Source organism: Longimicrobiaceae bacterium, from assembly GCA_036375715.1.
GTDB lineage: Bacteria > Gemmatimonadota > Gemmatimonadetes > Longimicrobiales > Longimicrobiaceae > DASVBS01.
Window position 1 is genome coordinate 1 of sequence record DASVBS010000069.1, and the last position, 18255, is coordinate 18255.

At 66.9% G+C, this 18255-nt stretch carries 16 protein-coding genes and 1 riboswitch; of the genes, 3 read left to right on the forward strand and 13 right to left on the reverse strand.

Annotated features, from left to right (window positions below):
- Positions 1 to 1188: FtsX-like permease family protein (locus VF167_14905; protein HEX6926708.1), on the forward strand; the 1188-nt coding region annotated here is incomplete at its 5' end.
- A gap of 72 nt (positions 1189 to 1260) precedes the next feature.
- Here the strand turns inward: VF167_14905 and VF167_14910 are convergent.
- From VF167_14910 to VF167_14960, 11 genes are all read right to left on the reverse strand, one after another.
- A complete protein-coding gene (locus VF167_14910) occupies positions 1261 to 3366 on the reverse strand; it encodes a response regulator (protein HEX6926709.1) in 2106 nt (701 codons plus the stop codon).
- A gap of 92 nt (positions 3367 to 3458) precedes the next feature.
- A complete protein-coding gene (locus VF167_14915) occupies positions 3459 to 4667 on the reverse strand; it encodes an ATP-binding protein (protein HEX6926710.1) in 1209 nt (402 codons plus the stop codon).
- Complete coding sequence (locus tag VF167_14920; GenBank protein ID HEX6926711.1) at positions 4664 to 5335, reverse strand: cobalamin-dependent protein; 672 nt, start codon at positions 5333 to 5335, stop codon at positions 4664 to 4666. The genes VF167_14915 and VF167_14920 overlap by 4 nt, the downstream gene beginning before the upstream one ends.
- On the reverse strand, positions 5332 to 5733 hold the full coding sequence (locus VF167_14925) for a hypothetical protein (protein ID HEX6926712.1): 402 nt from the start codon (positions 5731 to 5733) through the stop codon (positions 5332 to 5334). Before VF167_14925 ends, VF167_14920 begins: the two co-directional genes overlap by 4 nt.
- A complete protein-coding gene (locus VF167_14930) occupies positions 5721 to 6044 on the reverse strand; it encodes an antibiotic biosynthesis monooxygenase (GenBank protein ID HEX6926713.1) in 324 nt (107 codons plus the stop codon). The genes VF167_14925 and VF167_14930 overlap by 13 nt, the downstream gene beginning before the upstream one ends.
- 371 nt (positions 6045 to 6415) lie before the next feature.
- Positions 6416 to 7360, reverse strand: a complete 945-nt coding sequence (locus VF167_14935; protein ID HEX6926714.1) for a hypothetical protein — start codon at positions 7358 to 7360, stop codon at positions 6416 to 6418.
- Positions 7357 to 8850, reverse strand: a complete 1494-nt coding sequence (locus VF167_14940) for a hypothetical protein (GenBank protein ID HEX6926715.1) — start codon at positions 8848 to 8850, stop codon at positions 7357 to 7359. Before VF167_14940 ends, VF167_14935 begins: the two co-directional genes overlap by 4 nt.
- 627 nt (positions 8851 to 9477) lie before the next feature.
- On the reverse strand, positions 9478 to 9861 hold the full coding sequence (gene crcB / locus VF167_14945; GenBank protein ID HEX6926716.1) for a fluoride efflux transporter CrcB: 384 nt from the start codon (positions 9859 to 9861) through the stop codon (positions 9478 to 9480).
- Positions 9862 to 9902: 41 nt separating this feature from the next.
- A riboswitch (Fluoride riboswitch) is annotated at positions 9903 to 9966 on the reverse strand.
- Positions 9967 to 10115: 149 nt separating this feature from the next.
- Positions 10116 to 10865: an SDR family oxidoreductase gene (locus tag VF167_14950; GenBank protein ID HEX6926717.1), complete on the reverse strand. Its 750-nt coding sequence runs from the start codon at positions 10863 to 10865 to the stop codon at positions 10116 to 10118.
- Between the two features lie 120 nt (positions 10866 to 10985).
- Positions 10986 to 11480, reverse strand: a complete 495-nt coding sequence (locus VF167_14955; protein HEX6926718.1) for a DinB family protein — start codon at positions 11478 to 11480, stop codon at positions 10986 to 10988.
- A complete protein-coding gene (locus VF167_14960) occupies positions 11477 to 12547 on the reverse strand; it encodes an EamA family transporter (GenBank protein HEX6926719.1) in 1071 nt (356 codons plus the stop codon). Before VF167_14960 ends, VF167_14955 begins: the two co-directional genes overlap by 4 nt.
- Positions 12548 to 12720: 173 nt before the next feature.
- Here VF167_14960 and VF167_14965 point away from each other — a divergent pair, with 173 nt between their 5' ends.
- Both VF167_14965 and VF167_14970 read left to right on the forward strand, forming a co-directional pair.
- Positions 12721 to 14157 (forward strand): PLP-dependent aminotransferase family protein, encoded by a 1437-nt coding sequence (locus VF167_14965; GenBank protein HEX6926720.1) that lies wholly within the window; start codon positions 12721 to 12723, stop codon positions 14155 to 14157.
- 311 nt (positions 14158 to 14468) lie between these two features.
- The gene (locus VF167_14970) at positions 14469 to 16643 is read left to right on the forward strand and encodes an alpha-amylase family protein (protein ID HEX6926721.1); all 2175 of its coding nucleotides are present in this window, start codon (positions 14469 to 14471) and stop codon (positions 16641 to 16643) included.
- 32 nt (positions 16644 to 16675) lie between these two features.
- Here VF167_14970 and VF167_14975 read toward each other — a convergent pair whose 3' ends face one another.
- A complete protein-coding gene (locus VF167_14975) occupies positions 16676 to 17002 on the reverse strand; it encodes a hypothetical protein (GenBank protein ID HEX6926722.1) in 327 nt (108 codons plus the stop codon).
- 211 nt (positions 17003 to 17213) lie between these two features.
- Complete coding sequence (locus tag VF167_14980; GenBank protein ID HEX6926723.1) at positions 17214 to 18227, reverse strand: LacI family DNA-binding transcriptional regulator; 1014 nt, start codon at positions 18225 to 18227, stop codon at positions 17214 to 17216.
- Between the last annotated feature and the right edge of the window lie 28 nt (positions 18228 to 18255).

Consider the following 18255-nt stretch of genomic DNA (forward strand, 5'->3'; position numbering starts at 1 on the left):
CTGGCTGGACGCGGTGCAAGCCGCATGCGGTCTTCGCTGGTCGTCCTGCAGACCGCGCTCGCGGTGATGCTCCTGTCGGCCGCCGGCCTTCTGATCCGCAGCTTTACGAAGCTGGTCGCGGTGGATCCGGGCTTCCGTACGGAGAGCGCGCTCGCGGTCGACCTCGCGCTTCCCTCCTCAGCTTACCCGGAGGAGGAGCAGGTGCGAGCCTTTTACGCCGTGCTGCTGGAGAGGCTGCGCGGGCTCCCGGGTGTACAGGCCGCAGGCGCATCCAGCTCCCTGCCCATGGGGGGCTTCTACTGGGCGAGTCCGCTGCGGGTCGACGGGCTGCCCGATCCCGGGCCGGAGGATAATCGCGTGGTTCAGATCCGCGTGGTCACGCCCGAGCTCCTTGCGACGTTGGGTGTCCCTGTTCTGCGCGGTCGTGGCTTCCTGCCAGGTGACGGTCCGGATGCACCGGTGGTGGCGCTGCTCACCAAATCTGCGGCAGCGCGGTATTTCCTCGGCCGCGATCCGGTGGGCATGCGGGTGGCGCTCCAGGACGAGAACGAGTGGGCGGAGGTGGTGGGTGTCGTCGGCGACGTGCGCGGCGCCAACCTGGCCGAGGATGCCGAGCCGGGCATCTACTTCGCGCACGCGCAGCGATCCTTACGCTCCATGTCGCTGGTCCTCCGCACGAGCTCCGATCCGACGGCGCTGATTCCGGCCATACGCCGCGAGGTGCAGGCGCTCGACGCCGACCTGCCGGTCTTCAATGCCCGAACCTTGGAGCAGGTGTTCGGCGAGGCGGTATCGCAGCCCCGATTCTACATGCTTTTGCTTTCCATCTTCGGGGGAGCCGCGCTGTTGCTATCGGCGATCGGGATCTTCGGGGTCATGTCGTACGCGGTGGTGCAGCGGACCCGGGAGATCGGGATCCGCATCGCGCTCGGGGCGGCGCCGCGCTCGGTTCTGAGGATGGTGATCGGACGGGCAATGACGCTGACCCTGGGAGGGGTAGCGGTAGGCCTCGTAGGCGCCGCAGTCGGGACCCGGCTCCTGTCGGCGCTACTCTTCGGGGTATCGCCCGCCGATCCGCCGACACTGGCGAGCGTCGCGGTGATTCTCGCGGCGGTGGCCGTAGCTGCCAGCTATCTGCCGGCGCGGAGGGCGGTGCATGTGGATCCGGTCGTCGCGCTGCGGGGATAATTGCCCCGAGGGGAAGCGGGGGCGTCACAACCGTGCTCCCAGGCCTCGCTTGCGAGCCTCTGTCACCCGGGCTCAGCGCAGCTCTCGCAGGTCCGACTGCGTCCGCTCCGCTGCCCGCACCACCAGGTCCGCTACATCGGCAAGCCGGTGCTCGCCCTTCTGCAGCACTCGCACGGCAGCCCGTGCCAGGAAGCGCCGCTCGGCGTCCGTCAGGCTCTTGGCGGTGAGCACGACGACCGGGATCGCCGCCAGCGTCGAATCCGCCCGCATGGTGGCGAGGACCCCGAAGCCGTCGAGCACCGGCATCATCAGGTCGAGCACGACCACATCGGGAGGTAGACGCCGCATTTCCGCCAGAGCGCTCTCCCCGTCGGGTGCCTGACGCACCCGCAGCTTCGCCTCCGCGAGGAACTTGGCGGCGACGCGCCTCGAGTCGGGGTCGTCGTCGACCACCAGGACGTCGTAGCTGTCGTCGTCCATCTCCCCCTCCTCCTCGTGCTCGCACCCCCGCGCGGCGGTGGATACGGCGTGGGTGAGCTGCGCCGCCGTGAACGGCTTCGGAACGAGGGAGAGCCATCCCAGATCGATTCCGCCAGTGGTAGCGTCCTCTCCAGGTATGCTGGCAATGGAGGGGAGGAGGAGGATCGCGGTCTGGTCGAGCTCCGGCACATCCTGCAGTGCGTGGGCGGCGCGCCAGACTGCGGCTTCACCGTTGCCGATGTCGAGCACGATCAGAGCGGCGTGTTCCTCGACGGCCAGGCTTGCGACGTGTTCCACCTGGGTGGTCCACCTCAGTCGCACTCCGGGTTCCACCCGACGCTGCAGCTCCGCCAGCGCGAGCTCGTCACTGCCGAACGCAACCACCGAGACCGGCTGAGAGCGGGCCGCCCGCCGACGCTCGGACATGCGTCTCTCCGACCTCGTATCCCGCGCCTGGACCGCGGCCGCATGGTCGAGGTCGGACCGCCGCGGCGTACTTGCGCTCCTGGCCGGGAGCAGGACCAGCGTGAAAGTGGATCCCTCGCCGGGCATGCTCTCCGCCAGGATCTCCCCACCCATCAACCTCGCCAGCCGCTGAGCGATCGCCAGGCCGAGTCCGCTCCCGCCCTTTTCACGCGTCAGCTCTCCCCGGACCTGGTAGAAATCGGTGAAGACCCTCGGCAGGATCTGGGGGTCGATGCCGATGCCGGTGTCGGTCACGTGCACGCGGACGCGTCCGTCGGCCTCCGTCTCGCAGCGAACGCGCACTGACCCTTCAGATGTGAATTTCAGAGCATTGCCGATCAGGTTGGTCAGGATCTGCCGCAACCGACGAAGGTCGGCTCGAACCCGCGGCCATTCGCCTTGGTGGGGTTCCAGCACCAGCTCGATATTCTTTTCGGCCGCCTGGTTCTCGAGTAGTGACACCACCTCCTCTAGAACCGCGCCGAGGTGCACTGCCTGCAACTCGACGTCGAGCTTGTTCGCATCGGCCCGGGCGAGGTCCAGTACATCGTTGATGAGCTCGAGCAGGTGCCGCCCTCCCACCTGGATGCGTTTGACCTGTTCGCGCTGCCCGGGGGTGAGGGTCCCATCCAGCTCCATTTCCAGGAGGTCGGAGTAGCCGATGATGGCGTTCAGCGGCGTGCGCATCTCGTGGCTCATCACCGCCATAAACTGATCTTTGGCCCGCATGGCGGCGTCCAGCTCGCTCACCTTCTCCTGCAGCTGGTCGCGCAACACCTCCAGCTTGTGATTGCGGAGCTCGATGGCCATCCGGCTCTCCATCAGCTCGCGCTGGATCTGGAATTTCTCGATGGCGTTCTCGATGCCTCGGGCCAGCGCGGTGGAACTGAGCCCATCTTTGGCAAGGTAGTCCTGTGCACCTCGGCTCAGCGCCTCGGCGGCGATCTCATCACTCTGCTCACCCGTCAGAACGGCAACGGGCAGGGGCAGCCCTCCACGCACCTGGCGCTTGAGGGCGTCCAGGAAGTCGTTGCCATCCATATCGGGGAGATAGAAATCCGTGAGCACGCAGTCGGGCTGCTCCTTGCGAACCATCTCCAGACCGGCGTCGCCCGTATCTGCCTCGAGGATCAGGTACTCGCGCGATTGTTTTGCGAGCAAGCGGCGAATCATCGCGCGGTCGTCGGCACTGTCGTCGACGACCAGCACCGTTCGTTTGGGCGGTGCATTCATCGCTCGATAATCCCCCTTTCTGCCAACCCACCTCGTCGGGCGGAGAAATCGGTTGTCGGTAAGGCCCGGCTCTGCATCCGCCCTGTCCTTCGTCACCCGCGCAAACCGTTGGTGCCGTTCGCCTTGAGCCAGAGAAAGCGAAAGGTTGCGCCCTCGCCCACGCGCGATTCCACCCACACCGTACCCCCCTGGCCCTCGACCAGGCGCTTCACCACGGCCAGTCCGATGCCGGTGCCCTGCGCGCGCTCTTCCGGTTCCACCGTGTGAAACAGGCTCCAGATCTTTTCCTGGGCTCGTTCCGGCATTCCCGGGCCGTTGTCGGCGACGTAGAACTCGTGGAACTGCCCGGCGTCGCGGACGCCGATTCGAACCCGAGGACGCGGACCGCCCGCGTAGCGCACAGCGTTGCCAACGAGGTTGTAGAAGACCTGTTGAAGCGGTGCGCGGCCAGTCACGACCACCGGCATCGACTCCACCTGGACATCCAGGCGCTCGGGAGGATCCAGCAACTCGATCACTTCCCGCACAAGCCCACCTACGTCGACCGGCTCCGGCGGGGGCTGGTAGCGGGCGATGCGCGCGTACTCCAGGACGCCCTGAATCATGGCGTGCATGCGCGTCACCCTGTTGCGCAGGCGATCGAGGTGCTGTCTGCTCTCCCCGGTCAGGGCGTTGCCCAGGTCCTCTTCGAGCCACGTGGCGTAATTGTCGATGCTCCGCAGGGGGGCTCGGAGATCGTGCGAGACCGCGTGAGCGAAGGCATCGAGCGCCCGATTGCTGCGCTCGAGGTCCTCGAGGGCTCGCGCCAGGCGGCTACGCTCTTTGAGCAGCTCGCGTTGCGTATTGGCCAGCTCGGAGTTGACCTCGAGGACCTGCCGGTGGAGCGCGTCCAGGCGAGGGTCGGGCCGGTGCTCGAGCAGCCAGAATCGACGCTCTTCCCGCTCCCAGAGCACCGCGAAGGCACGAGGCTCCGGGAGCGTTTCATCCCCCTTGAAGATCAGCTCCCATACCGGGGAGGAATGGTCAGGCTCACCCTTGTCGCTCTCCTCAGCCAGGCTCGCGCCCGTCGGTTTCTCACTGGCCGGATCATCGCTCGCCATCTCCAGGATCCGATTCCACTTGGAGAGAGAGGAGTCCGGGTCGAGTAGCTCGGCGAACGGACGTCTCATCACCTGGCGGCCCAGCTCGCGTTCGAGCCGACCATTGCTGTCGGTAATCGTGCCGTCGGCCGAGAGCTGCAGCACCACCCCGGGGAACTGACGGAAGCAGACGGGGAGGAGCTGCACGGATGGACGGTTCATCGAGGGGTGCTGAATTTCTGCTGGAGGAGCTCCACGGCCTGCACCGCGTCCTCAGCGGTGAGATCAGCGCCCAGGCGCGTCGCCAGCGTGGGATTCTCCAGGAACGGCCGCCCGCCCACGAGGATCAGCGGCGGCTCCGGGATCGTCTTGCGGATGGCCTCGATCATGGCTCGCAGGCGTGGCAGGTGCGGGGCGATGGTAGCGGAGAGCGCCACGGCGTCGGGGCGCTTGCGCTCGATCATCGACAACAGGCTCTCCAGCGGGACCGAGGCCCCCAGGTATACGGTGTCCCATCCGCGCAGCTCGAGCAGGTCGCAGATCATGCGCAGGCCGACCTCGTGGCGCTCGGTATCCGCACAGGCAGCGACCAGCGTGCGCCCCGTGCCCTCTCCCCAGGCGAAGAGCTGCCCGAACGCCCGTGTCATGGCCGCCTGGGTGATGGCGGTCGCCACGTGCTCGTCCGCGACGGTAATCGCGTTCTCCTGCCAGAGGCGGCCGATCTCGCGCATGGCCGGCTGGAAGACCTCGAGATAGAGCCGGCTGAGCTCGGTGCCGGCCTCGCATGCTTGATCCACCAGCCGAAAGGCTTCGCGCCGGTCGCCGCCGAGGACGGCGGTCAGGTATGCCTTCCTCAGCTCGACGGTGCCGTCGATGGTTGCAGTCGTCATGGCGTGCCTCCGCCGGGGGGCAGCTCCGCCAGTCCGGCCCGGAGGGAAGGGAAGATGGCCTCCGCCTCATCCTCCGGGAAGCGAGCCCGAATCCGGTCCTCGCTCAGCTCCAGGCTGACGGCCACCTCGTGTGTCGAGACTCCGCGGGCGCGCAGCAGCCCGTCGAGCCAGCGGACGTATCCAGCGAACATGTCGGGACGACCAAGGTCGACGGCGGGGGCCAGGTGCTCGAGGTTGTAGCGCATGTCCTGGAGGCACTTTCCGCGCCCGTACTCCCCGTACTTTGCCATCAGCTCGGGCATGCGCGCGTAGAGCGCCTCGGTGATCTCGAGCGCGAGTGATTCCTTCGATTCGAGCAGGCGCTCGGCGGCGCGAGATGCAGCGGTCAGGTCAGCCATTCGGGATCCCTCCTGGAGTCCATGAGGACCTCGAAGGCTTCGTGCCGTACGAGCGTGCGGCGCATGATCTCGCCCGGCTCACGGGAGTGGGAGATCGAGTGCTCCGTGCTCTTCATGTAGCGCCGGAAGGCCTCGCGGTCCTCCCACGCGGTGAGGAAGGTGTGTGTGGCGTCGCTCCCCTGGGGTCGGAGGAGCTGCAGGTAGAGGAAGCCGGGGAACTCGTCGACGAGCCGCGACCGTTCGCGGAAGCGCCGCTCCAACTCTGGCCGATCTTCTTCGGCGACCGTGAGGTGCGAGATGAATACGAACATGCCTGACCCGGGTTACGGTGTGCGAGTGACGGAGGCCAGGGCTTCGTACCGGCCACGGAGGTGCGATGCGCGCGCGTTTGGGGAAGAGGCGGAAGAGGCGTCGGCAATGGTGGACTCAGTACCCGGGCGGGGTGCTTTCGGTCCCTGAATGAGGCGGTGGGGGAACGGCGGAGGGAGCGGGCGACGGTGCGGAGGGCCCGGAGCGGTTCGAGAAAGGCCGGCCGCTGGCAAAGGGGTGTCGCTTGGCGTGACGGCAATGGCACTGACAACCACGAATGGGGCGGGCGAGACAATGGGTCGAGATCACCTTGCCACCCTGTCAGCTTGTCCCTCCTTGTCTCTCTGTCCCGCCCGTTCACCCCTTCATGCCCCTACCCGCCGGCGGCGAGCTGCTCCGCTAGTGCCCGGGTGATCGGCTGTCCCGTAGCCTCCTCGACGAAGAGCCACTGCCCCGCAGGATTGATTTCCAGGAACAGGTGCTCGCCGTCTGCGCGCCGCCGGAAGTCGAGGGCGCCGTAGACGAGGCCTAGTCGTCCCATCAGGCGGTGTATCCCCTCAACGATCTCGGGCGGGAGTGAGGTCTCGTTGGGACGTGCCCGATTAAGATTCATGCGAAAGTCCACCGGGTACTCGGCATCGCTCACGTCCATCTCCGCTGCAAAGATGCGCTCTCCCACCACAGTCACACGGACGTCCACACCCGGAACGTATTCCTGAAATATGACCGGAGCGATACGGACCAATTCGAGGTTCTCCAGTTCCTCCGATGTAACCAGGCGGGTCTCTCTCCAGGCGATCGGGGTCCCGGTGAAGCACTTGAAAACCGTCTGTCCGGGCTCACGACGATGCACAAACTCTCGCGCCGCGCGAGGATCGTTGGTCACCAGCGTGTCCGGAATCGGGAGCCCCAACGACTCCGCCACCGCGAGCTGATACGTCTTACGGTGGGCGGCTTCGTCCAGAAGGGGCTCGTTGATCCAGAAAGCGTCGAGGGAGCGCCAGAGGCCTGACAGCGCCTCGCGGCACTCGTTGACGGCGAACATCTGGTGCGCGGGGTCCTGGACCGCGGATTCGAGTCGAAAAGGCTGAGGCCGGCGCCACCATACGGCGCGAACAGAGTCGAGGTTCAGCACGCGGTCGCGTCGGTCCCGGAATCGACGCCCTGACTGGCCATTCGCGCCGAATTGCAGCGAGACCGCCGCGCGTACGGGAAACTCCGATAGGTCCAGTAGGAAAGGGACCTCCCCCATCTCGGTCAGCGTCTGCATGACCCTCCGGGCGTGGAGGTCAGACGCGCTGGACAGTATGAGGATCACTGGGGGCCCCGGCGCCGACGTAGTTCTCGGAGGTACTCTTCGACCCGCGCGATCTCTTCATCGAGGTCAAACCCGGCTGCAGCGCGCCCGCCCCTGGCTCCGGATTCGAACACCCGGGCCGCGCGGGCACGGTGGGGTGTGGAAAGCGCAAAGGGCGCCGCTCCTCCGGTGCCGGAGCGTGCCTGCCGTCCGCGTATCCTCGAGCTCGGACCCCATCCGCCGGGGACGGGAGGGTTCTGCCACGGTTGAGAGGGATCGAATGGAATGTTCTCCTGCCAGGTGCCGTGCTCCTGGATGGTGTTCACGTGCTCCTGGACCGTCTCCATCAGGGTATCATAGAAGTCCGTCTTGACGTCGTCGAAGGCCTTGTTCGCAGTGAAGCCTCCGGCGTCGAACCAGGGCAGCGTCCGTGCGGGGTCCAGCCACGGCGCCGTTGCCCCGATGTCGGTCCACGGGGACGTGTCTCGCCAGATAAGGGTGGGGGGCTCGATGTCGTCCCAGACCGTCGTCCAGGGAGGATCCACCGACGGAGAGCACAGCTGGACATTCAGCGCAGTAAGGACCGGATCAATGCGGTTGGCCACTCCGTAACTGCCATCTTCGGTACCCGCGAAATAGAGCCCTATGATCTCGTTGCTGGCGTTTACCACCACCGAGCCCGAGTCCCCGCTGTTGCCGAATTCCGTGCTCTGCGACGAGTCCACCTCGATCCCGATCTGGTTCGTCAGCACCACCTCTCCGAGTCCGTTGCCATAGTCTATGGACACCGAGAGCGCCAGGTCGTCCACGAATCCGTGCGTGAGGCCGGTGGTGCGGCCTCGCTTGCGGACCGGCTCGTCCAGGACGGGAAGGGCCTTACCCGCGATGGCGCCGATGTCGACGATCTCACAGTTGTGCCCGCGGGTGGCGGTAATGTTGGCGACCGCGCAGTCGACCTCACCTCCGAGAGAAGCTCTTTGCAGAGTGCCGACCACGCTGCCGGGACAGGTACCGGTATCCACACGCGACGGCTGGGCCATCGTGTCACCCACACTCCAGGCGTCATCCACGCAGAACACGTGGAAGTTGCTCAGGAGCATGGGATCTCCGGTAGCGCTGTCCTCCACCACACACCCGAGCGTCCCCGTATAGACAAACCCCCCGATCGCTCGGCAGGGACCGATGCTGATGCCGCCGGTGAGCGGATCGTATGTGCCGGTGTCCGCGTGCACCTCCAGCTCCGCCACCGGAACGCCGAGCCCCCGATGCAGCACGAACTCCCGCTCGATCACATCCGTGGGCACGCCCTCGATGGTCTCGGGGATGAGCTCCTCCTCCGATAGCTCGCTTTTCGGTTTCTTCTTCCTCACGTAGACGCGGATGGCGAGCTCGCCCGTCCGCTGGCCTTTGGTGATTTTCGGTCCGACGCCGACACCGGTGACGCCCTCACGTTCGAGAAGACTGGATTCCACCGCGGATTTCACGCGCCTGAGCTCGAGAGGGGTAGCCATGGCGGGACACCTTGGCTTGGGTGGAGAGGTATGGAGTACTGCAGTCAGCTAGAGGGGACAGCCCCAGTGACGGGGCTTGGCGGCCAGACTCGCGGGAAAGTGTGATGTCGCCAGGGCGATAGCGCTGCCCCGAGTGTTGTTAGATTTCCAGGGCTCGGGCATGGACCGGTGCGTTGTCCAAGCCCACAGGTATAGATGCATCGCCACGGCGATGGAGACAAGCTTGTTGTGAACCGGGCCCGCAGACGAAGAGCTCGATGTCGTCCGGACCTTCGATCTACGCTGGCTGACAGATCTTGTCTGGATCCCACCGCGAGTGCAGCCGAAATCACCGCCGCTTTCGACCCGTGGCGCTCCAGGAGGTGAATCGTGCGCTCCGGGCTCTGCGACGGGTCATGGACATTCTTGGACCTGATTGGGACTATCTGGTGACCGGTACCGCCGAGGGTCGGGAAATGAAGAGCGAATGGGGTTTGTGTCCAATCGTAGCAAGCTTCTGAACAGCTTGACCGGCGCTTGCAACAACAATATTAGGAGATGCGCCTCCCCCTTGTATTGCTGCTCGCGGGCATTCACCTGCGCTACGTGCGGGAAAGCATCACCGGGGTGTTGCCCCGGACCGCTCCCTCAGCTTCCCGCCCGAAATACCAGGTTGGCGCTGGAGAGACCCAGCGCCACCGCTACAATGCCCATCGTCAGCGAGCCGAGCGCATAGAGCCATGCCCGTGACCACGCCCCTTCCTGCATCAGCGCAATGGTCTCCAGGCTGAAGGTGCTGAAGGTGGTGAAGGCGCCGCAGAAGCCGACGGTGATCATGCCCCGCACTTCCGCGGAGAGAGTCGAGATTTCGGCGGCGCGGACTGCGAGGCCCAGCACGAACGAGCCGAGCAGGTTCACCCCTAGTGTGCCCCAGGGGAAGCCAACCCCTGCCCACGAGTGAACCCAGCTGCCGAGGCTGAAGCGGGCCAGTGTGCCCAGCACGCCCCCAACCGCGAGGTAGAGGTAGATCATCGGGCGTCGTCCAAAAGAAACGCCTCCGCCCGACCCCAGGGTCGGAAGGAGGAGTCATCAGCGGCAGCAGCCGCGGTTTCGGCGAACTCCATCGCCAGGTTTGTGCTTGTGCGCTGACAATACCGCTGGACCGCCTGCCTCTGCAACCCCAACAGCGTGGTTGCGCCCCCGTTCGGTGCTACGTCCTCGACCTGAGCTCGCGCTTCCGCGCACGCGGTTGATCCTGAGCAAATGACGAGGCCCGATTCACCGGATCACTTCCCCCCTGCCAGGTCGATGAAGCTGCCGGTGCAGTAGCTCGCCTCGTCCGACAGCAGCCAGAGGATCGCGTGGGCGACCTCCTCGGGCTGACCACCGCGCCGCATCGGGATGCCGTCCTTCAGCCGCTCCACCCGATCCGGCTCCCCTCCCGCGGCGTGGATCTCGGTGTATATGAACGCCGGACGCACCGCGTTCACCCGGATCCCCTCGGACGCCACCTCACGCGCCAGGCCGATTGTCAGCGTATCGACCGCGCCTTTGGAGGCCGCATAATCGACGTACTCACCCGCGGAACCCAGGCGTGCGGCGGCGGAGGAGACGTTGACGATCGCGCCGCCGCTCCCTCCGCGTCGCGTGCTCATCCGCCGCACGGCCTCGCGGCAGCAGAGGAAGCAGCCGGTTACGTTGGTGGCTAGCACGCGATTTATCCGCTCGGCGGTCATCTCCAACACGCGCCCTTGCCGCTCCAGGATCCCCGCGTTGTTCACCAGCGCCGTGACGGTCCCCAGTTCCTCGTCCACCGTCCGGAAGAGTCGCTCGACGTCATCCTCCCGGGAGACGTCGGCCTGGCAGGCGAACGCGCGCCCTCCCGCTGCCCGGATCCGGTCCACGACCGCCTCGGCCGCATCTCGCGCCCGGCGATAGTTCACGCAGACCGCGTAGCCTCGCTCGGCGCCAAGCAGCGCGGTCGCCGCCCCGATCCCGCGGCTTGCCCCCGTCACCACCAGGACGCCCGAGCTCACGGGTCGAGCCTCCGCATCGATGCCGGGGCTGCCGGGGGCGGATCGCCGCACTCGCCAGGCGCAAGGCGCCACCCGCGGAGCGTGGCGGCCCGGAACGCGTGTAGCTCGTGCACAGGCATATCAGGTCGCGCTGGGGGTAGGGGAGGGTGCGGCGAGCTCGTCGAGCTCCCGCACGTAGGTGATGTAGTCGGTGTTGAGGGGAACGCCACCGGCCTCGCGCCGCGCGCGGGCCACCTGGCCCCGGTGGTAGGCGCCGTGGGTGGCAACGTGCATCAGGATGTCGATGATAGGGGTCCGAAAGCGACGGCCAGCCTGGTTCGCGTAATCGATCGCCCGCTCCAGATCCGCCTCCGAGAGGCTGTCGAGATAGCGGCGGTAGCCCTCCCGGTTCTCCGTCGCCAGTGAACGGGCCTCCTCGTCGCTGAGTTGCGGCCAGATCTCCTGGCCGGCGCTGCTCTCGCCGCGCAGCCGGAGGAGCCACACCCGCTCCGCCGCCAGCACGTGGTGGAGGTAGCGCCGGGCTTCCGTATCCTTCTCCTCGAGGGACCCGAGGGCGCGTTCGTCCGCCCAGAAGACCGAATCGAAGAGGCGGCGCAGCAGGCTCAGGGTCGTCATGCGATCTCTCCTTTCGTCTTTCGGCGTCGTGGCCGCGCCGGACGACGGGCAAGCGGGTCCACGTCGCCCGGCGCCAGCGGAGCGAGGTCATCGCCCTCACGCGGGAGGGAAGTGGCGGTACGATCGTGCGGCCGGCCAGCCCCACGATCGGCTCCCCGCCGGCTGCGAGTCAACACGATCAGCGCCACACCGCTGAGTATGACCGCCACCGCGACCGCGGTGCGGGGGCTGAACGGCTCTGAGCCGAGCCACACGCCGAGGATCACCGCGACCAGCGGGTTCACGAACGCGTAGGTGGATGCCTTGGCGGCGGTGGTGTTCCGCAGCAGCCACACGTAGGCGCTGAAGCCGATCCAGGCGCCGAATACCACCAGGTAGCCCCACGCGAGGAGCGAGCGCGTCGTCACCAGCGCGGGATCGAACCGGGCGGCCTCTCCGGAGAGCAGACCCGCCAGCAGGAGCGCGCCTCCGCCGACCGCCATCTGCGCGCCGATCGCGGTGAGCGGCGAGCTGGGGAGCCTGACGTGGCTCGCCATCACCGAGCCGAGCGCCCACCCGATCGTCGCCACGATCAGCGCCGTCATGCCGAGCGCCACCCCCGCGCCGCCTCCGTCCAGCGCCATCGAGCCCCAGTCCCCACCGATCAGCACGAACAGCCCCGCCATTCCCAGGATCAGTCCGGCCATGGTGAGGAGGGTCGGACGGGCGCCCCCGGGCCGCGCCCAATCCATCAGCGCCATCCAGAGCGGGACGATGCTCGCCACCAGGGCGGCGATCCCGGACGGCACGATCTGCTCCGACCAGGTAACCCCGCCATTGCCGACGCCGAGCAGCAGGATCCCCGTCAGCGCCGCGCTCCCCCACTCCGCGCGGTCCGGCCGGCTGCCGTCGCGCAGACGCCCCAGCAGAAGCAGCACCGCCCCCGCCACGGCGAACCGACTCCCCGCCATCAGCAAGGGCGGAATGCTCTCGATCGCGTAGCGGATCCCCAGGTAGGTCGATCCCCATATCAGATAGACGGCGCCGAACGCCGACAGCAACGCCAGGCGCCCCGGTTTCTTCGTCACTCGTCCCTCCCTCCGTTGCCCAGGAAGTCGCCGAGACCGCGCCCGCGGGCTTCGTGTACCCGCCAGGCACGCCCGCCGGGAGAACGATCACCATTTCGCGTCCGGGACAACAGATGCAGATTGGACGAATTGCAACCAGTACAGTTTGCCGTCCCATCTCGTGCGAAGTGGCGATGAACCAGCGGTACGCCTATGAGGTCTTGGTCAGCGAGCTGCACCAGCAGGTGCAAGCGGGCCTGCTGCGGCCGGGCGATCGAGTGCCCTCGGTAAGGCGAATGAGTCGCGAGCGGGGGGTGAGCATCTCCACCGTGCTCCAGGCGTACCGGGTCCTGGAGGCGCGCAGGGTGCTGCGGGCGCGGCCGCAGTCCGGGTTTTACGTCGCGGCGCCGACACCGACCGCTCGCGCGGAGCCCGGCCGAACCCGCCCCCGTTCGGTGCCGACGGAGGTGACCACGGGCGATGTGATCGCGGAGGTGCTCGCCGCCGCGGCCGATCCCTCGCTCGTCCCCCTGGGCGCCGCGCTTCCGGACGCGGCGCTGCTCCCCACCGCGCGGTTGAACCGCTTGATGGGGCGGGTTCTGCGCAGGGATCCGGCGCGTGCCACGACGTTCATGGCTCCCGCGGGCTGCCCGGAGCTGCGTCACGAGATCGCGCGCCGGGAGTGGGCGGCCGGGTGCCGGATTACCGCGGACGACGTGCTGGTGACTTGCGGGGCGAGCGAGGCGCTCACGCTGGCGCTGCGGGCAACGACTCGTCCGGGTGACACCGTCGCCGTCGAGTCGCCCACCTTCTTCGGCGTGTTACAGACGATCGAGGCGCTGGGCCGCCGCGCGCTCGAGATACCCACGGACTGCCGCCAGGGGATCTGTCTCGACGCTCTGCGCCGCGCGCTGGACGAGCACGCCATCCACGCCTGCTTGGTCACCCCCAATTTCCAGAATCCGCTCGGGTCGCTGATGCCGGACGCAGCGAAAGGCGAGCTGGTGGAGCTCGCCCGCAGTCGGAGGGTGCCGCTCATCGAGGACGACACCTTCGGAGAGCTGTACTTCGAGGGAAGGCGCCCGCGCTCGCTCCTCGACCATGAAACAGATGGGTGGGTGATCCGCTGCTCCACCTTTTCGAAGACCCTGGCCCCGGGGTATCGACTCGGCTGGATCGTCCCGGGCGAGCGCTTTCAGCGACGGGTGGAGCTCCTGAAGAATTCCAGCACCATCGCCGTCGCCGCGCCGCCGCAGATGGCCGTCGCCGAGTACCTGCGCCAGGACCTGTTCGACCTCCATCTGCGGCGGCTGCGCAGGATTCTGCGCGACACGGTCGATCGCCTCGCCTTCGAGGTTCTGGACCGGTTCCCGGAGGGAACCCGGGTGAGCCGCCCCGCCGGCGGATTCGTCCTCTGGGTTCGGCTCCCTGGCGGAGTGGACGCGAGCGACGTCCACCGGGATGCGCTCCACAGGGGCATCGGCGTGTCACCCGGGTCCATCTACTCCGCCGCGGGCCATTACCGGGATTGCTTGCGATTGAGCGGAGGCTTCGCCTGGAGCGACCGCATCGCGCGGGCAGTGGACGAGCTGGCGGGCATCGTCCGGGGCGCCCGGGCGAGCGCGGCCTGAGTCGCGGCGGTCGTACGCCTGCGCGCTCGACTCACGTTCGGCGAGGAGATGCGTCGCCCGTGAAGCGGAGCGTGGGTGCACTCTCACGAGCTGGAGACGGCGCCGATATAGAACGCCGGCGGCGCGACAGCCCGGATCGGCACCAAGGCGATCTTGTGGCCGACGGGCAGACCGGCGGCGCCAACCATCAAGTGATCGTTACGCTATGCGGACGTAGCGGATGTGCTGATGATGCTGACCGAGGTGATGGACCCGGTCTACTGAGACGGTGCAGGGAGGGCATTTCGTTCCCAACCGACTGGAGGACAGTTATGAGGCGGCGCGACTTCGTGAAGGTACTGTCCACGGGAGTGGTAGGCGGGCACGCGCTTGCGTGCGCACCCGTTGCGGCTCCGGCTTCGGCGCCTGTGGCGGGGCCCGCGCCGCGGACGGGGATCGACCCGGGGAGCTATGACGAGAGCTGGTGGAACCGACGCCCGCTGCGGCTGGTCCAGACCAATCTGCGAGAGATCGACGCGCGGATGGATCTCGACGCCTACGTCCGCTGGATGGTCGATCACTCAGTGAACCTGGTGCTCCTGAACGTGGGCGGGATCGTCGCCAACTACCCCACCCGGCTCGAGTACCACTACCGCAATCCGTTCATGCAGGGGGACCTGGTGGGCGACCTCACCAGCCGCCTGCACGCCGAGGGGATCCGCGTGATGGGCCGGTTCGACTTCAGCAAGATCAACGAGGAGCTGGCGGCGCTGCGCCCGGACTGGCTGTACGTTTCGGAGAAGGGCGAGAACGTGAACTACAACGGGCAGGTCCACACCTGTCCGAGTCGTGGCTATCAGCAGGAGTACTCCTTCCGCATCCTCGAGGAGGCCATCACCTCGTACCCGCTGGATGCGGTCTTCTTCAACATGGTGGGTTACCAGACCACCGATTACAGCGGCAACTATTACGGAGACTGCCACTGCGAGGATTGCCTGCGGCTCTTCGGAGAGGGATCGACGACGACGCGCCGCGAAGTCGCCAATGACCTCTTCACCCGAATGCACCGCTACATTCGCGAGCTGAATCCCGAGATCGTCATAAGCACCTATACGACCGTGGGGGTGGACATGGTGTCCACCGAGTCCTCCTCGTCGCTGTCGCTCGCGCACGAGTGGAACTACTCGGCGACCGACAACGTGAAGCGGACGTTCGACTCCTACAACGACCTGGTGCCGATGAACCTGGTCATCGGATTCCAGGCGATCGGGTACCGCCTCAACGCCACCTCGCCCGGCATCGCCCGCGTCTGGCAGACGCAGAACATGCTGCACGGTGGCTCGCTGTACTACGTCTTCATCGGACCCGCGCACGAGTACCCGGACCGGGCTTTCGTGCCCACCCTGAAGGATCTCTACGCCTTCCACGCGACCAACGCGGCGCTCTTCACCAACCTCCAATCGGCCGCACGGGTCGCTTTGGTGCGCGGCCCTACCGAAGAGTACCGCGGCCTCATCAAGCTGCTCGCCGAGGCGCACGTTCCCTACGACATCCTCGACCCGGAGGTGATCGGCAGCAGTCGTATGCCCCGGCCGCTCGAATCGTACGACACCGCGATCCTGGGCGACCTCAGGAACATGAGCGACGAGCTGGCGAGCCGCTTCGACCGCTACGTGCAGGAGGGCGGCAAGCTGCTGGCGACCGGGTTCACCTCGGTACGCACTTCCGGTGCGGGCGGTCGCGGGGGCGAGGCCGGCTCAGGCAGGGGAGGTCAGGAAGGTGCAGATCCGTTGGCCGGGCCCGACGCGCGGATCCTGCTGCAGTGCCTGGGGGTGGCGCCGGCATACGAGTTCTCGCCGCGGGAGCAATCGACCTACCTGCAGATCTCGGAGGCGGACCGCGGCGTCCTGGGCCGCCAGGAGCTGAGCGACTTCGACCTGATGATGCTCTACAGCGACTACATGCGGGTGCGCCCCCGGTCCGGCGCGCGCGGCCTCCTCAACATCATCCCCTCCACGATGTTCGGGCCTCCGGAGAAGGCCTATTTCCTGGAGGAGGAGGTCACCGACTATCCGGGCGTCGTCGTCAACTCGCACGGCTCCGGGCGGAGCGTGTTTGTGCCTTGGGGAATCGGCGCGCAGTACTACGCCAAAGGCCACCACATCCACCGGGCCTTCTTCAACGCCCTGCTGCGCAACGTGCTGCGGGCGGAGCGCCTGGTGGAGACCGATGCTCCGGGGACGGTCGAGATCTCGCATCTGGTCAACCGCAACGGGGCGTTCGAGTGGGTGGGGATGATCAACCACGCCAGCCAGCTCGGCCCCACGCTGAGCGACCCCCTCCCCGTGTACGACACCACCTTGCGGCTGAGGCCCTCGCAGCCCGTGCGCGAGGTCTTCCTGCAGCGCTCCGGGGCGGCGGTCGACTTCAGAGAGGTCGAGGGCGGCTGGCTCGAGGTGAAGGTTCCCGTTCTGAGAGATTTCGAAATGGTCGTCTGCACCTACTGAGCGGCCCCTTCAGACTTCTACTGAGCGACCTTTCAGACTTCAGAAGGGCTGCGCAGGCTGCGTGCGCGAGCGGTCTTCACCCCGTACAGCTCCTCCATGAACTCACGGCCGTCCCGCAGGTTGGCGACGTCGGCCTGCACGCCGATGAGCACCTCCTCCATCCGGGCCAATCGCTGGACGAGTGCCTCCTCCTGCGGCTCTGGCAGAGCGCGTCGGCGGTTCGGCCGCTGGGACAGAAGAATCAGGCTTGCCACCTGAGTGATGGCGGCCGGGATCACCAGGATCTCCTCCTCGGCGCCCGCCCCGATGAACAAAAAGGCGGCGAGAACTTGCAGGACAAGCGCGATCCACTTGTTCATGTTGCCTCTGGTGCAGATGTGATCTTGGCCGGGGAAAGATAGAAAATGAGCCGGCGCCAAGGCCTGCCAACCTTCGCGCCTCGCTTTGGCTCAGTATCAACTCTACGGGTTGTTTGCTCTACGGTTTCTCAGGTTTTGGAACCGCAGAGGTTGCCGCTCCCCTGCGATCCTCCGTGCAGGTCACGGGTCGGGGACGCCCCTGCTCGGGGTGTCAGGCCGGAGCCCGCGCCGTTCGTCGCCGCCGCGGCCTCCTCGTCGATCGTCGCGCAATCAGCTCGACGGGCAGTACCTCGTGCCGCGGCCTGGCGTCCGACCCGCGAATGCGCTCGTGGAGCAGCTCCATGGCCCGCTTTCCCACGTCGTAGGCGGGCTCGCGGATGACGGTCAGGAAGGGATCCAGCAGCGAAGCAAGCTCGATCTCGCCGAAGCAGGCCAGCCCCACGTCCTGCGGTACGCGCAACCCGCGCCGGCGCAGCTCCACCATCGCCCCCACCGCCACGAGGTTGTTCGCCGCGATGATCACCTCGGGAATGCTCTCCTCCTCGCACAGTGCCGCGACCAGCTCCTCCCCGCTCGCCTGATCGAGGCGGCCGAGCCGGACCATCAGGTCGATACCTGCCTCACGCAATCCGTCGCGGCACCCCACCAGCCGCGCCTCCACCGTCGAGTTCCCCGGCATCCCGCCGATGAACACGGCACTGCGGTAACCCTGATCGGCGAGGTGTGCGGCAATCTGGCGGCCGCCGTCATAGGCGTCCAGGACGACCGAATCGACGTCCATGCCCGGAATGATCCTGTCCACCAGCACGACCGGGATCTTACGCCCGCGCAGCAGGCGCACGTGGTCGGCGCCAGTTGTGGAGAGGATCACCCCGTCCACTCGCCGAGAGACCAGCGCCTTCAGATATTCGTTCTCCTTCTCCGGCCGCTCGTCGGTGTTGCCCACCATCAGCGTATAGCCATGCCGGCGAGCCACATCTTCGGCCCCGCGGGAGACCGTGGTAAAGAACGGATTCTGGATGTCCGAGACGACCAGGGCGATGATATTCGTGCGCCCCTGCGTAAGGCTGCGGGCAACGGCATTGGGGATGTATCCGAGCTCTCGTATGGCATTCATGACCCGGGCGCGCGTTTCCGGCGTGACCAGGCTCGGCTCGTTCAGCGTCCGAGAGACGGTCATGGGGCTGACGCCGGCCAGTCGTGCGACGTCGCGTATCTTGACCAAGCTGGTTTCTTCCGTCCGTGGTGTTCCA